Annotated in this window: 1 protein-coding gene (only partly in view); it reads right to left on the reverse strand. The window is 73.8% G+C overall.

Going from position 1 to position 17,099, the window contains the following annotated elements; translation table 11 throughout:
* Positions 1-17,020 carry the start of a lonely Cys domain-containing protein gene (locus FGW31_RS07685; protein WP_233452440.1) on the reverse strand. 23,144 nt of this gene lie to the left of the window's left edge, so the window shows 17,020 of its 40,164 coding nt (coding positions 1-17,020); its start codon is at positions 17,018-17,020; its stop codon lies off the left edge, out of view.
* Positions 17,021-17,099: the final 79 nt, after the last annotated feature.

The raw sequence follows: 17,099 nt of genomic DNA on the forward strand, positions 1-17,099 counted from the left end.
GCAGGTCGAGACTGAGCGCGCTGCCGTAGGCGCGGCCGGGCAGCGGGCCGTCCTCGCCGCCGGTGGGGCGGTCGTCCCGGCGGACGTGCGAGGACGCCCACGCGGGATCGGCCTTGTCCGGCGCGACGTCGCCGTCCGCGATCCGGCCCAGGGCGTCGGCGAGGTGGTGCGTGCCGGTGACCTCCACCCCGTCGGAGGCGTTGACCGGTGCGGTGGCCACGAGGCCGGTACGGGGATCGCGGAAGACCATGTGGGACGTGCGGGCGTTGTCGGCCAGCATGTCGGCGAAGTCCCGGCAGACCTCCTCCGAGGACTGCCCGGAGCGGGTCAGGAAGTCCGGCGTCACACGGAACAGCCGCTTCGTGCCGCCGTCGGGGGTGGGCAGCAGGATGCCGAGGTCCTCGTCGACCCGCAGACGTAGCGCCAGACCCGCCCGCGCCAGATCGACCGAGGCGCGGGCGACGGCCTCCGCCGTCGCGAAGACCTGCTGCCCGTACGCGCCGTTCTCGACCGCGAGCGTGCGGTCCGAGGAGATCCGCAGCACGGGCCGCTGGGTGGCGAGTATCTCGTGGTACTGCTGCACGGACAGGACCAGTTGGGGGGCGCCCTCCGTGTCGGCCAGCGCCTGCGGGGTCCGCCAGGTGCCTTGGAGTTCGCCGGCGGGCTTGCGGAAGAGCACGCCGTCACCGCTGCGGTCCACGACCCCGTAGTCCCTCGTGGTCAGCGGCTCGGGCCGGCGTGCCTCGATCCCGTCGGCGGGCGCGGACCCGTCCTCGTACAGCTCGACGATGTCCGAGACGTTCGCTTCGCTCGCGCGGTCCGTGTCCGGTCCGACGGAGGTCCATGCCGTGTCGGCGCCGTCGGGGACCGGCCCCAGGGTGATGTGGTCGGTGCCGGACCGCCAGTCCGTCGCCGGTCGGGGGCCGTGTTCCGAGTACCAGACCCTGGAGCCCGTCAGATCGGCGACGTGCCGGGCCAGGAGCGCGATGTCGCCGTGGGGGAAGGCCAGGACGACATCGGCTCCGGGGGGCCGTGCGGGGTCCCGCGCGACGAGCCGTGCGAACTCACCGGCGTCGTCCAGGGTGAGCTCGCCGCCGGGCGTCACCAGGTGGACGGCGTCCGCGCCCGCCCGGGCGAGGACGACGTAGGAGTCGCGCCAGGGCGCGGTCCAGGTGACCAGGCTGCCGTCGTCGCTCTCCACCGCGTACGAGTTCAGGGACGGCACCTGGTCGCCGGTGCCGGTCCAGTTCCGTCCGCCGCCGGCCTCCGGCGGCAGCCGGGTGCCCTCGTCCAGGGCGGTGTCGTACTGGGTCAGGTAGCCGGCGAGGGCGTCGGCGTCGGCCAGTTCGTCCGGAGAGGCGCTCAGGGCCAGGGAGCCGAGGAGCAGCAGGTCCCGTCCGCGTACCGGCGTGTCCGGGCCGAGGCCCAGCACCCGCCTGGTCAGGGCGTGCAGTGCGGCCGGCCCGTCGGGGGCCGTCGCCACGGATGACGGCACCGTCCCGCCCAGCGCGAGTTCCCGCAGGGAATCCACCGTGTCGACGAGTGTCTCGGGCGAGTGGTCGTGCCTGGCCGCAGGTCCGAAGAGGAGGTCGAGCCAGGTGTCCCGGGCTGCTCCGGGGCCCCCGTCATCGCTGTCGGAGTAACTGCTCTCGTCGTCGGTGAGAGGGAGTCCGGCTGCCGTGTCGGGTTGGGAGTACCGGGAGCTGGGGGACGGCGGCACGGGGAACGGTCCGTCCTCGGCGCTCTCCGTCTCCAGGGCCTTGGTGACTCCGGCACCGGAGAGGGTGCTCAGCTCGTACGCCTCCTCCTCCCCGGGGAGCCCCGGGAGGTCGCTGCCGTCCGGGGACGGGGGCAGGGGAACGGAGGCCGGATCCTGACGCGTGCCCGACGGGGCCGGGCGCGGGGTGGGGGACGAGTCCTGACGCGTGCCCGACGACGGGGCCGGGCGCGGGGCGGGGGGCGCGGGGGTGCGCGGGAGCAGGGGGACGAAGTCGCCGCCGCGGCGCCGCAGTCGGAGATGGGGTCCGTCGGCGGACGGACCCGGATAGGTGTGGGCGGTGCCGTTCTCCTCGACCAGGGTGACGGTGGTGCCGGTCACGGCGGCGGCCCACTCGGCCACCGCACGGTCGGCCTCCGGGCCCCACGGCGCCTCGGCGAGGTGGCGGCGCAGGTGTCCCTCACGGGCCTCCGTGCTCGGCGTGGGCGCGCCGCGGCGGACGTTCATCGGTGGCGGCGTGAAGAGCGAGTCGCGTTCGGCCGGGGTGCCGGGCAAGCCGTTCAGGCGCATCAGCTGGGCGGGCGATGCCCCGGCGCGGGTGCGCAGCCGTCCCGCCTCGCGGCGGTCCAGGCCGGGCTGCTCGGCCGCCCGGCGCAGCGCGGTGGACAGCGCGCCGAAGAAGCCGTTGCCGCGGCCGGTGACGGTGCCCTGGGTGTAGGTGGCGCCGTCGGGTGCGGTGAGCACGCCGTCGCGGGCGAGGCGGTAGTGCGGGCCGGTGCTGTCGGCGGGCGGCGTCCAGGGCGGGGTGGCGTGGCTGCGGTGGACGGGCGGCTTCGCGGGCTGCTGCTCGCGGGCGGGGCGCGCGGGGTCCGGGTTCGACGTGTCCGTGGACGCGGGGTCCGGGTTCGACGTGTCCGCGGTCGAGGGGGCCGTGGACGCGGAACGGGCCGGGGCCGGCAGCGGAGTGGCGGCCGGGGGCGGTGTGCCGGGCGGGAGGGCGGCGTGGAAGAAGCCGTCGGCGGTGAACAGCACCGGATCGGCGGCCGGGTCGACGGCGGACGGGTCGGTGCCGGGCGGGAGGAAGAGCTGTTCGCGGCCCTCACCGGTCACCACGGTGAGCGGGGTGCCCAGGACCCGCGCGGCGAGGGCGGGCAGCAGGTCGGCGCCGCCGTGGTCGCCGGCCCGCCGCTCCGGCGGAGCCGGGGAGCCGGCCGCGTCCTGCACGCCACGCCGTGTGCCGTCCTGCGTGGCGTCCTGCGTGGCGTCCTGGCGGGGCTCGCTCGCGAAGGGCCGGGACAGCGCGGCGACGGCTAGCGCGACCCGCTGCCCGGGGTTCGGCCAGAAGGTCACCGGGAGCCGCCCGAACGCGTCGAACTCGGCCTGCTGCGCGGGAGTGAAGGTCACTCCCGCGGCGTCGATCTCCTCCTGGGTGAAGGTGTCCGCGACGTCCAGGGCGAGGGCGTCGAGGAGATCCTGGTTGCGGTCCTCGCCGAGCGCCCACGCCAGCCGGTCCCGGGCGGCACCGACGGCCTCGGCGGTGACCTCCGGGTCGCCGGGTGCCGCGGTGAAGCGGGCGGCGAGGTCGGGGCCGAGCAGCTTCGGCAGCCTGCCGCGCTGCCCGGCGGCGGCGAGCAGCGCGTGGAAGAACGAGGCGCCGTCGTGCGGCACGTCGTGCAGTTCGCGCACGGTCACGCCGTCGGGCGAGGTGAGGGTGCGCGGTGTCGAGCCGGTGCCGTCGCTGATCCGGTACGGCTCCGGCGCCTCGGACCGCCACTCCGGCTCGGTGTAGTCCTGCGGCAGGTCCGGCACCGTGACCGCGGGCGAACCCTGGTGGTGCGCGGTGAGGCGGGAGGCGGCGAGGTGCAGCCGGTGGTGGTCCGCGGCGGCGGCGGCGGTGCGCTGCTGCCAGCGGCGCACGTCGTCGCGGGCGGCCTGCCAGGCGGCGACGGCCGGGGACTCGGCCACCTCCCGCGGCAGGACGGTCGGCCGGTCGGGTTCGCCGTCGCCGAGCGCGGCCTGCTCCTGCGCGCCGAGGCCGAGCCAGGTCTCGCGGGCCCGCGCCCGGGCGTCGTAGTAGCCCTTCTCGGCGGCGACGAGGTCGTCCGCCGCCTTGGCCTGGTCGTCCCAGGCCGCGGCGACCTCGTCGGGGAACGTGGTGTCGTCCAGCAGCCCGTACTCGCGGGCGAGGTCCTCGCGCAGCCACACCAGGGCCGTCGTCCCGGCCTCGGCGGCGCGCGGCCCGCGCCGTGCCTTGCCGAGGGTCCGCAGCGGACGGCTGTCGGTGATCCGGTGGTCCACCTCGGCCACCGACAGCCAGCTCACCGGCAGCGCGAACAGCATGCTGCGGTCGGCGGCCGCCTTCACGTGGGCGGCGACGGTGGTGTCCGTGGCGTCCTTGGCGGTGATGCCGTCGTTGGCGCCGGCGACGGGCACCGTGACTCCCGGGTTGACGACGCCCGCATTGCTGGTGCCCGCCAGCGGCGCGGTGCCCACGGCGGCCTCGGTGTTGTCGGAGGTGCCGCCCTCCAGCGCGTCGGAGGTCTTCGAGCGCCGCATGGCCTCCATGCGCGGCTTGTTCTCCACGGCGAGGAGGCGGGCGCCGGTGCGGTGCATCTTGGCGTAGAGGCGGGAGTCGGCGGTGTGGAACTGGCCGAAGAGGCGGGCGGAGGCCTGGGTGGGCAGCGTCGAACCGTCCGCGCTCAGCGCCTCGCGGAAGCCGGAGGTGAGGCCGACCTGGGTGGTGGCATCCTGCTGGGCCTGGGCGGGTGCGGTGCCGAGGCCGGTGAGCGGGGTGAGGCGGGCCATGCGCACCCGCGCGTCGAGGGGGTCGCCGGTGTACCGGCTGCCGAGGGCGCCGTCGCCCGTGCCGTCCGCGCGGGCGGTGGCGAGGGTGAGGGCGTCCTGCACGTTGGCCGCGCCGCGGATGTCCACGGCGAGGATGCCGGTGCCGATCCGGTGGTCGAAGGGCAGCACGTCCGACACGTCCGGCGCACCGGCAGCCACGCCGGTGCCGCTGCCGGAGGTGCGCCAGGCGGCGACGGCCTCCGGGCGGGCCTGTTCGGCGGTCAGCAGCCGTACCGCGCGCTCCGGTTCCGGCACGTCCTGTTCGGTGAGGGCACCGTCGGAGCCGTCGCCGTCCGGGGTGAGCAGTCCGGCGGGGAGGATCTGGTGGAGGCTGCCGACCCGGGCGACGGCGCGGGGCGGCAGCGGGTCACCGGCCGCGTCCGTCATGGTGACGGTCAGGGTGTAGCCGGTGACGACCTCGGCGTGCGCCTGCGTGGTGGCGATGTTCGGCGTCACGGTACTGCCGCTGGTCTCGGTCCGGGTCGACGACCGCTGCCCGGCGGCGGTGCCCTGCACCGCCGGGTTGGCGAGCAGGGCGCCGCCCGTCGCGCGCTGGCCGACGGCGATCGTCACGTCGCCGCCGCGTTCCTGGGTGACGCCGTCGGCGTGGTCGCGGGCGGTGGTGCGGTAGTCCTCCAGCTCGATGCCGGTGCGCAGCCGCTCCACGGTGGTGGTGACGGGGGTGAGCTTGATCCGGACCTGCGCGGGGCTGCCGCCGGTCGGCAGGTGGTGCGGCCGTGACCAGGTGCGGTAGTGGACCGGCAGGCTCATCCCGTCGGTGGTCAGCTCGTGCACGTGGGAGCGCAGGAAGTCCGGGGAGAGCCGCTGCAGGACCTGCTCGCGGTCGTGCGAGGGAACTCCGGCCTTCTTCAGCCGGTCCATCAGCTGCGGCGTCGCCCCGCTCGCGTCGAGCTGTCCGCTGGAGTGGCCGGCGAACTGGCGCCGCAGGAAGGCGGGCACGCGGTAGCCGCCGCCGAGGTTGCGCGGCGTGTCGGTGCCCAGGCCGTCGGGCGCGAGCCCGGCCTCGATGGCGTCCTGCATGGGCAGGTGGAACATCACCGCGTCGCGGATGCGCTGGAGCGCGGCGGCGGCCCGGCGCGGGGCCAGGCCGCGGCCCAGCCGCTCGGAGATCCGGCCGGCCGCGGAGCTGACACGGGCTCCCGCGCGGGTGCCGACGGCGCCCATCGCGGCCGTCCACCGGTCCCGTACGGCGATGGTCTCGGCGGCGTCGGCGACCACCAGGTACATGCGCCCGGCGAACGTGACGGTGGTGTTGCGTCCCTGGGTGAGGCTGCTGGAGATGCTGCGGCCGGTGGCCCGCGCGTACTGGAGTGCCGTCGAGTAGGAGCCCACGACGGCCGGCTCGCCGGCGTGCTGGAGGGGCATGTCGGCGCCCTGGACGCCGAGGGTGGTGCGCGCGACGGTGCTTTCGCTGCCGGCGATGCGGTGCTCGTTGCCGAGGGTCGCTTCCAGGCTGGACGGTTTCGGGTCGCTCATGACCCGCAGGTTGTGCAGTTCGCCGCGGACCGCGGCCTTCAGGTAGTGGGTGCGGAAGGGGCCGGCGCCGTTGAGTCCGGTGACGCGTGAGCCGAACGGGCCCAGGTACTGGCCGAGTTGCCCGGCGATGGACAGGTTGGCCATCGCCCGGCGCAGTGCGCCGCGCACCGGGGTGCCGGGCGCGCCGACGTGCCAGGAGCCGCCGGTGGCCCGGTCGGCGGTCTCCTGCATGAGCTGCTGCCGCTCCCGGCCGCCCTCGGTGCCGAGCACCACGTGCGGGGCGCGCAGCAGCCGCTGGACGAGCCGCCGGTCCGCGGTGTCCTGACGCGGCAACGGCCGTGTCCCGTCGAGGAGTTGGTCGGCCTCGTCGGCGGAGAGCCGCTGCGGTGCGGGTGCCGGGGCCGGCGCTCCTGCCGGCGCGTCGACGGGGGCGTGGCGCTGCGAGCCGTGCGCCGCGGGCACGGCCAGCTCCACCCGGCCCACGGTCTCGCTGCCCCGGCTGAACAGCGGACGTTCCTCGACCTTGCTGACGAACACGCCGGTGCCGAGCAGGCCGGCCGAGACGAGCCGGGTCCAGCCGCGCGGGCGGCGGTGTCCTTCGAAGGTGGCGTTCAGCTCGACCCGGTAGCTGTAGAGGTCGGCGCCGTTCTGGTACGTCAGGTGGTCGTGGGTGACGGAGACCGTGCTCCGGGTGGCCTTCTGGTCGGTGAGGGCGTAACGGGCGCCGACGGCCACGTTGCCGGTCTGGGCCGGCAGTCCCGCCTCGGGCACCTTGTCGTGGTCGCGCGGCGAGATGCCCACCTCGAAACCGGCGGAGAGCGTGCTGGACGCCTGCTGGCCCTGGCCCGACACCTCGGTGCCGACCACCCCGTTGCGCAGCGACCGTTCGCTCATGGTGGTCTCGAACCGCCGGTCGGTCAGGCGCGCCCGCAGGGTCAGCGTGTGGTGGCCGCGGCTCACCTTGCCGTCCTCGGTGAGCGTGACCGGTACCCCGGTGGTGGTCAGGTCGTCCAGGCTCTGCGCCAGGGTGCCCCGGTTCAGCGCCTCGCGGACCTGCCGGTCGTTGTGCAGCGCGGTCCGCATCCGCCCGTCGCCGTACCAGAACCTGGCCAGCCGCGGGTGCCGCAGCATCGACGGCGGCACGAACAGCGACGGGTAGGAGCGGTGCAGGGTGTCCAGCACGGCGTCCGCGAAGGCACGCAGGGGGTCCTGCGGGTTCTGCGGGTCCTGGGTGGACTGGGGGTTCTGATGGTCGCGGGTGCCCTGCGGGTCCTGGGTGCCCTGCGGGTCCTGGGTGGGCTGCGGGTCCTGGGTGGGCCGCGGGTCCTGGGTGGGCCGCGGGTCCTGGTCCCGGGTGCGGTCCCGGGTCGGCTCCGGTACGGCGTGTGCCGGGTCGTACTGCGGGCGGTCGGGGCGGAAGCCCTCCGCGCGGACCTGCCCGCCCAGGTGGACCGGGTCCTCCCGGGTGAGGTACCACGGCACCGGCGGTTCGGCGTCCGCGTCGGGGCCGGTCTGCCCGGGCGTACGGCTGTCCCAGCCGGCGAGCCGGCGGGCGTCCTGCGTGGACATCCAGTCCAGGCTGACCACACGGACCGGGCGCACCGCCGAGCGCGGCTCGCCGGCCATGCGCACCATCAGGGTGCGTTCCACCCGGTAGAGCGCGATCGGCTGGTTGCGGATGCGGGCGGTGACCTTGCGGGCCGCGTCGGTGCCCAGGTAGTGGCCGCGGCCGGCGCTGAAGTCCGCGCGGACCAGCGGACCGCCCTGGATGCGCACGTCCGTCTCCGGGCCGACGACGGTGTGGTTCGGTCCGGAGGTGACCTGGATGCCGAAGCGGGTGTCGCGGACGTGCCCGCGCTCGTTCTGGTACGTGGTCTGCGCGAGGTCGCGCACCTCGGTGGTGACGGATTCGGTGACCAGGGTGGCCCGGTGCGGAACCGACCGCTCGACGACCAGGTGCCCCAGCGGGTGCTGGCCGCTGCCCCGGGTCAGTTCGGGCCCGCTCACCGGCCCGGCGAGCCGGCCGAACAGGGCGAGCAGCCGTTCGGGACGGACGTAGGAGACCAGTGCGCGGTGCGCCGAACTGCCGGGCCGCGCACCGGAGATGGCGAGCGCCAGGTCCTCGGGCGGGTCCGTCAGGTGCAGCCCGGTGATGTCGGTGGCCCGCGGGTCGACGCCGTCCGGGAACGTGAGCGTCTCCGGTGCCTGCCGTGGACCCGTGAACGGCACGGTGAGGTCGTCGGGCAGGCGCCAGCTCAGGCCGTCCCGCATGGCGAAGTCCGCGGTGTGCACCGGGGTGCGCCGCCAGCGCGGGGCCGTCGCGGGCGTGCCGGTGCCGGTGGCGGTGTCCTGGGTGGCGCTCTTCGGCGCCTCGGTGACCCGGTTGACGCTCACCCGGTAGTAGACGTCGTCCAGGTGCAGGTGCGAGCCGTCGTGCGACCGGTACTCGGACTGGTTGTACGCCTGGGTGCCGAGCGTGTAGTCGGTCCTGCGGGTCCAGCCCAGCGAGAGGCCGATTTTCACCAGCCAGCTGAGCGGCGGACCCATGCTGATCCCGGCGGCGATCCGGCGTCCGAACCCGACACTGCGCCCGCCGCCCGTGGTGGCCTGGCCGCGCCGCATGGTGTCCAGGCGGGTGGTGGCGCCGTTCGTCTCCGCGAAGCGCTCCCAGCGGTGGTACGGGACGGCCTCGACCGTCAACTCGTGCCCCACCCCGGACTTTTCCCGGCCCACCAGGCGGGCGCCGCGCGGCGCGGTGAAGGCGCCGGGCTGCTCGGTCAGCAGGCGCAGCAGTTCCGCCTCGTCGAACTGGCCGCGCAGCGTCTCCGGCAGCTTCCCGAGGATCTCGCGGGCGACCTGCTCGGGCGAGCGCAGGGTGACGACGCCGAGTCCGGTGAAGAGGCCGGACGGCGCGGTCTGCGGGCCGCGGTCGGTGCGCCCGCCGGGACCGCCGCCGTGCGGATCGCCGTCGCGCCGGCCGGTGTCACGTTCGTCGCCGTCGCGCGGGTCGGCGTCCGGGTCGAGCAGGACGGCGGGCAGCCGGCTGCCGTCGTCGAACGTGACGGTGCGCGGGGCCGGGCCCGGCGGACGTGCGTCGGGGCCGGTGAGGAGCCGTGCCGGGCGGTACCGCTCGAGCTGGGTCTCCAGCGGGTAGGGATCGCTCGGGTCGGGTGTCCCGGAGCCGTAGACGTCGGTGATCCCGCCCATGTCCCGCAGCCACTCGCGGAACGGGTCGGAACCGTCCGGGCCCTGGGTGGCAGGCGTTGGCGTCCTGCCGGTGGTGGTGGGCGTGGTGGTGGGCGTGTCGCTGTCCCCGGTTTCGGGGCTGGTCGTTGGCGTGGCCGGGGTGTCGGGGGCCGGTATGAGGGCGTCGTAGTGGTCGGTGCCGTTGTAGGCCAGGTGCAGGGTGCCGTCCCGGCCGCCCGGGTGGAGCGGGACGACGAGGGTGTCTCCCGCTGCCTGCCCGTCGGGCTGGACGAGCCGCAGGTCGACGTCGAGGGTGTGCGCCAGGGCCTGCGGGAGCAGGTCACCGAACGGGGACGCCCACAGCCCGGGGAGTTCGGCCGCCGCCGCCATCAGTCCCTCGGTGCCGAGCCGGCGCGCGGCGGCGGGCGTGGGCGCCACGTCGGCGAGGTGCGGGTAGGCGCTGTCCCGCAGGATCCGCTGCCACCGGCCGGCGTCGCCGTCGGTGACGACCGCCTGCGCGATCGCGTTCCACTGCTGGGTGATCCGTTCGTGCTCGTCCGGGTCCCGCACTCCGTCGAGGGCGTCCATCCGCAGGTCGTCCACCACGGCGAGCACCGGGTCCGGGGTCGCCTCGGCGGCCGCGGCGGCCAGTTCGGACCCGGTGATCCGGTCGCGCAGCAACCGGCGCAGTCCGGCGATGTCGCGCGCCGCCCACGCGGGCGGTACGGGCCGGCTGCGCGCGGCGTCGAGCAGCGCCCGGAACAGGCTGTTCCCGCCGCCGGGTGTGTCCAGCCGCTGGAAGGTGGCGCCGTCCGCGCGCACGGTGTCCGCGGGTCCGGGAGCGGCGGGAACCTTGCTGAACAGGGTCAGGTCGTCGGCCGGGCTCTCCGGCCGGTCCGGCGCGGGTGTCGTCCGGGGCGACGCGGGCCAGGTGAGTTCGGCGTGCTCGTTGTCGGGGCGGAATCGGAGCAGCGGTTCGCCGTCGGGCCCCTGGTGGGAATCGACGATCTTGTCGAAGACGGACTTGTCGAAGGCGGTCGACGGGTTCCAGAACATGTGCGCGCCGTGCATCACGGCGATGTCCTTGGACCGCATCTCCTCGATCAGCGCGTCGTGCCGCGGATGCGTGACACGCGTGCCGTTCGGCGTCGAGACGTCGAAGACGTCGTGATCGCCGGTCAGGGGACGCTGTGCGCCGTCCTCGTCCACACCGTGGACCACACCGTCCTTGACGACGAACCTGTTCTCCGCCTCGTACGCGGCCATCACCGGGGCCAGTTCGCGGAACTCGGTGGACCGCTGGTTGAAACGCGACAGGACCTTGTCCCACTGACCCTCGGGAACGGACGCCGGCTCGGGCAGGACCGGCCTGAAGTAACCGACCAGCCCCACGGTCCCCGGATCCGCACCCAAAAGGACATCGGTCTCGTTGACGGTCTTGGCCTTGATCGCCTGAGGCTTGGCCATCGCCCCGGACTCGAGCCACTTCGGAGCACTGGGATTGGTCGGCCGTACATCGATGACCAGACTGTTGTTCCGCGACACCTCCCGGAAGCCCTTGAAGTTCTTCTCCGGAATCCCGTACGTGTGACGCGCCGTGTACGAGTTGACCTCACCGGTCCTGAGCGGCGCGGGCCAGGTGAGTTCGGCGTGCTCGTTGTCGGGGCGGAATCGGAGCAGCGGTTCGCCGTCGGGCCCTTGGTGGGAATCGACGATCTTGTCGAAGACGGACTTGTCGAAGGCGGTCGACGGGTTCCAGAACATGTGCGCGCCGTGCATCACGGCGATGTCCTTGGACCGCATCTCCTCGATCAGCGCGTCGTGCCGCGGATGCGTGACACGCGTGCCGTTCGGCGTCGAGACGTCGAAGACGTCGTGATCGCCGGTCAGGGGACGCTGTGCGCCGTCCTCGTCCACACCGTGGACCACACCGTCCTTGACGACGAACCTGTTCTCCGCCTCGTACGCGGCCATCACCGGGGCCAGTTCGCGGAACTCGGTGGACCGCTGGTTGAAACGCGACAGGACCTTGTCCCACTGACCCTCGGGAACGGACGCCGGCTCGGGCAGGACCGGCCTGAAGTAACCGACCAGCCCCACGGTCCCCGGATCCGCACCCAAAAGGACATCGGTCTCGTTGACGGTCTTGGCCTTGATCGCCTGAGGCTTGGCCATCGCCCCGGACTCGAGCCACTTCGGAGCACTGGGATTGGTCGGCCGTACATCGATGACCAGACTGTTGTTCCGCGACACCTCCCGGAAGCCCTTGAAGTTCTTCTCCGGAATCCCGTACGTGTGACGCGCCGTGTACGAGTTGACCTCACCGGTCCTGAGCGGCGCGGGCCAGGTGAGTTCGGCGTGCTCGTTGTCGGGGCGGAATCGGAGCAGCGGTTCGCCGTCGGGCCCTTGGTGGGAATCGACGATCTTGTCGAAGACGGACTTGTCGAAGGCGGTCGACGGGTTCCAGAACATGTGCGCGCCGTGCATCACGGCGATGTCCTTGGACCGCATCTCCTCGATCAGCGCGTCGTGCCGCGGATGGGAGACGCGGGTACCGCCCGGCGTCGACACGTCGAAGAGATCGTGATCACCGGTGATGGGACGCTGCTCACCGTTGTCGTCCACACCGTGGACCACGCCGTCCTTGACGACGAACCTGTTCTCCGCCTCGAACGCGGCCATCACCGGGGCCAGTTCACGGAACTCGGTGGAACGCTGGTTGAAACGCGACAGGACCCTGTCCCACTGCCCCTCGGGAACGGACGCCGGCTCCGGCAGGACCGGCCTGAAGTAACCGACCAGCCCCACGGTCCCCGGATCCGCACCCAGAAGGACATCGGTCTCGTTGACGGTCTTGGCCTTGATCTCCTGCGGCTTGGCCATCGCCCCGGACTCGAGCCACTTCGGAGCACTGGGATTGGTCGGCCGTACATCGATGACCAGACTGTTGTTCCGCGACACCTCCCGGAAGCCCTTGAAGTTCTTCTCCGGAATCCCGTACGTGTGACGCGCCGTGTCCGGGTCGACCTCGGCCGGCTCCGGCGGGAGGGACGTCGGCTGGTGCCCGGGGACGGTGGTCGCGGGCGCCGGGTCGTGCAGGCGGCGTGCCAGCTCGGCGGTGTCCTCAGGGCCGAGGCCCAGATCGGACAGCGGCAGCGGTGCGTCCGACAGCGCCCAGGCGACCTCCGCCGAGGGCACGTAGGAGAGTCCGCGCACGTCCTCCCGCGAAACCAGTGTGGACGGCGGCAGTTCGGGCGGCGGCGGGGGCAGCAGGACGTCGAGCGTGGTGTCCGGCCCGGCGGTGGCCCGCAGGTCGGCCGCCGCACGCAGGAACGCGGTGTACTGCTCCGGGGTGGGGCCGGTCGCCGGATCGACGGCGGTGCCGCCCGTGGCGGCGTGCCAGTCGGTGACCATCCGGTCCAGCAGGTCCGGGGTCATTCGGCCGTCGCCGTAGCGGGCCGCGGTGTCGGGGCTCAGCCAGCGCAGGCCGTCCACGAAGGCGAGCCCGGCGAGCAGCTCCCGGTTCTCCGGCCGCTGTTCGGCGTCCTGGCCGAGGGCGCCGCGCAGCGTGCGGACCTGCTGGAGGGTACGGGCCCGGGCGAAGGCGTCGGCGGGGCCGGGACCCGCGTGCAGGCCGGCGTCGCGCGCCAGCGCGTCCAGGTCGGCGCCGGTGGGCTCGGGAGTGAACAGCCGCCAGCGGCCCGGCCCGTCCGCTCCCTCGGTGAGCACCGCGCGGACGTTGCCGTCCCGGTCGCGGGCCGTACCGACCTCGGTGGTCGGCGCGTACACCGGCCGTCCCGTCCGGTTCGCCACGTGCTGCGCCACCGGCAGACCGGCCACCTCCGGCTGCCGTCCCGTCTCGCAGGAGAACAGCACCAGCGGGCGGTCCTGGTCACCGTCGCGCGACCAGGACTTGAGCACCTCGCCGAGCTGCACACCGCTGACCTTCACGGTGGGGCGCGCGGCGTCCTCGGTGCCGAGGGTGACGGTACGGGGGGTGCCGTGTGCGGCGAAGTAGTCGCCGCCCCGCTCACTGTCCGCACCGGGGAGCGCGGCCGGCGGTCCGGTGAACACGGTGCGGCGGGCGGGCGGTTCGGCGGCGGTCCCCGGCGAGGTCCCCGGCCCCGGGGTCGTGGCGGTCTCCGGGGCCGGGCCGACGGTCGGTGCCGGCGTGGCGGACGTGGTGCGCACACCGCGGAACGTGTCCTGCCCGAGCAGCGCGCGCCGCCCCGCGTCCTGCGCCGTACCGTCCTCGGCCGGGCTCTGCGAAATGGTCAACGTCCCTACGGCGCGCCCGGGTTCGGGCCGTACGGCGGTGTCCGGCACCAGCCTCCGCAGTTGTGAAACGGGCACCGACTGGCCGTCCAGCGTGGTCATGACCGGCTCTCCCGCGGGCCGCACCACGATCCGCCCCGACGGCGGAGGCGTCCCCACGGCCGCCGGCGCGGTGGCGCCCGACGGACTCACGGACACGGCCGGCGGAACCGCGCCCCCGTGACCGGGACCGACCCCACCAGGCCCGTCACCACGACCACTGCCGTTGTCGTTGGCGTGGTCGTTGTCGTTGGCGGTGTTGTTGTCGCTCGCGGTGCCGTTGTCGTCGGCCGTGTTGTTGCCGGACTCCAGGTGCAGGTCGGTCGCGGTCTCGGTGGAGGTCAGGGACAGGGTGGCGAGCTTCGAGGGGACGGGGTCGGTGGTGACCGTGGCGTCCGGGGCCACCGCGGTGCTGTGAGCGGCAGGTGCTGCCGTCTCCAGGACCGTCTTCGGCGGCTTGACCGCATCCGGGGTGACCGGATCACTGCCGTCGTCGACCGTCCCGGTGCTCTCGGTGACGGGACGGGGAGCCGGGTCGGCCACCACGCCGAGGGCATCGGCGAGCGGCAGCAGCACATCCGCGCCGGGGAACACGGTGTCGGCGGAACCCCGGGCGTCCGCGGAGCCCCGGATGTCCGCGCTCCCCGGAGTGTCCGTGCCGGTGTCCGTCGTGGCGGCGTCCGTGCGGCCCGCGTCCGGCGCAGTGACGTCCGTGCTGCCGGCGCCCGGCGACACGACCGACGGCGGACCGGTGAGCGGGCGGACCTTGACCGGAGCGCCCGGCGCCTCCCGGGTCAGCTCGACGGCGGCACGCACCGGTCGCCCGGACCCGTCCGACGCGACCGCCGGCCCGAGCACCACGGCCCGGTCGGTCCCGGCCCCGTCCAGCAACTCCGCCGCTTCCGGCGTCCCCACACCCGGCGGCGGCACCTCCGACACCACGATCGTCAACGGCGCCGCGCGCGTGGGCACGTCCTGCCCGACGCGATCGGCATCGACCTTCACGTCACCGCGTACGTCACGTACGTCACCGCGTATGTCACCGGTACCGGCGTGCGAACCGGCGCTGTCCACCTCCGGCGAGGAGGTGACCTGCGGACGCACGGTGCTTTCCGGAACCGGCGCGGTCTCGGAGGACTGCGAAGACTGCGAGGACTGCGAGGACTGCGGGAGGTCGTCCGTCGTCCCGTCCGACGTGACCGTCGTGTTGTCCTGGGGCTGCTCGGTCGAGGGAACCGGGTCGCCGTCCCCGAGGTCGGCCGTCCCGTTCGTCCGCCCACCGGTGCCGGACCCGGCCGAGTTCGCGGACCCGCCCGAAGTGCCGGACACACCATTCGTGTTCGAGGCGCCGGACGCGTTCGAAACACCCGCCGATCCGGTAGCACCCGACGAACTGGATGCCCCCGACGAACCGACAACACCCGGCCCACTCGACGTCCCCGACCCACCGGACGTCACCGACCCACCGGACGTCACCGACCCACCCGGCGCCATCGATCCACCCGGCGTCCCCAACCCACCCGGCGTCACCGACCCACCGGATGCACCGACACCGACGGTGCTCGACCCACCGGGCGCACCGACACCTCCGACGGTGCTCGACCCACCGGACGCACTGACACCTCCGACGGTGCTCGACCCGCCGGAGGTGCCGCCGGAACCCACTCCGACTCCCGGCGTTCCGTTGCCGATCGGCGCGTCCACGGTGACCGGGATGCCGAGGCCCTCGACGGCGCGGCGGACTCCGTCGCTGTCGATCTGGGCGGCGGGGCCGTTGCCGGCCGGGACCACCCGGACCTCCGGCACCTGGGAGAGGCTGCTGTGGAGGCCGTCACGGACGCCGATCTCGACGGCGCCGGGCAGCGGCGACCCGCGCAGGGCGGCGATGTCCCGCAGCGCCTGCTCGCGCACGTCGGCGGGCCCGTCGTGGACCTGCTGCCACAGCGCGTTCTCGGCGGCGGTCACGGGCAGCGTGCCCGGGGTGTACGGCGGCGGGTCCGGCGTCGAGTACGGCGGCGGGTTCTCCGCGACGTAGGGCGGGGGCGCCTCGCTGCCGGTGAAGTCGCCCTGGAGGCCCGTGTTCTGGACGGTGGCGGGCGGCGGCGGGGCGAGGGCGGAGCCGTTGCCGCCCGTGAGGCCCGCACCCGAGGGGCCGCCGGTGCGGTCGGTGCCGTCGCCGTCCGCGTCGGCGTCGCGCGAGCCCGGGGCACCGGCGGAGTCCGGCGTGTCGGCATCGTTGCCGCCGCCGGAGACGGTGGGCGGCGGCTGCAGGCGCAACCTGTCGATGACATGGCGCAGTTCGGCACCGCTGTTCACCGCGATGTCGCTGAGCGTCGCCTCGACCTGGCTGCTGAGGCCCGCACCGACGAAGGTGGACCAGCTCGTGGACCAGTCGCCGTCGAAGGCCCCCTTGATGAGGATCTCCGCGAGCGCCTCACCGGCACCGGCGGCGAGGAAGTCGGCCGTGCCCTTGAGCCCGTAGTGACCGGCCAGCGCGCCCGGCCGGTCGGCGTTGTTGCGCCAGAGCTGGTTGTTCCGCCACAGCTCGGGGTTGTTGCGGAAGGAGAGCGGGTTGTCCCGGAAGGTGACCGGCGTGTGCGTGAGGTCCGGGCCGCTGCCGGCCGGAGTGGGGTCGGGGCGGTCGTGGGGGGTGTCGGGGCCGGGTGCGGGGTCCGGGCCCGGCTTGGAGTCGGGGTGGGGGCGGTTGGACGTGAGGTCGGGTCCGGGACCGTTGTTCTTCAGGTTGGGGTTGTTCTTGAAGTCGAGATCGGGGCCGTTCTTCAGGAAGTTGTTGTCGTAGCTGTTGACGATGTTCCGGGCCCAGCTGTCGAAAAAGCTGGTGAGTCCGCCCGCGGCGGCACCGAACGCGGCGGACTTGAGGATGTCGTTCCAGTCGATGCCGTCGGGGCGGCGGCCGTCCGGGGCGAAGTTCATCATCGCCAGCCGCACCGCGAAGGTGGTGAACGCCTCGGCGAACGCCTCCGTCAGCGACGGCGCCAGGTGCAGCCGCTGGAGCAGATGGCTGAGCGTGGTGAGGATCATGAAGCGGCTGCGCAGCTTGGCCATCATGATCTGGCTGGCCGTGGCGCCACCGGTGAAGAACGACATCGCCAGGTAGATGGCGATCTCGATGAGGAGGCGGATCACCTCGGCGATGACCTGCCACTTGGACTCCATGATGTCCATGGAGGTCTTGCGCCGGCCCTCGGCGATCTTGTCGAGCTGTTCGGCGAACTCGCGCAAGTAGTTCTTGCCGCCGTCGTCGATGAGCATGCCCATCGCCTTGGCGTACGACTTGGACAGGTCGTCCGGCATGGACTCGGCGATGTCGTGGATCGACTTGTCGATCAGCTCGGACATCCGGTCCAGCTTGCGGCCCAGACCGGAGTAGGGCCGCCGGCTCTCGTAGGCGAGGTCCTCGTCGGCGTCGATGAGCTTCTCCCCGGTGAGGATGAAGATCATCGCGTTGACCTCGGGCGACGGCTGGATGCTCACCGAGCGCCGTCCCGCGGGCCGTGCGGGCAGGACGGGGCGACCGCTC

The sequence above is a fragment of the Streptomyces calvus genome (assembly GCF_006782915.1).
GTDB lineage: Bacteria > Actinomycetota > Actinomycetes > Streptomycetales > Streptomycetaceae > Streptomyces > Streptomyces calvus.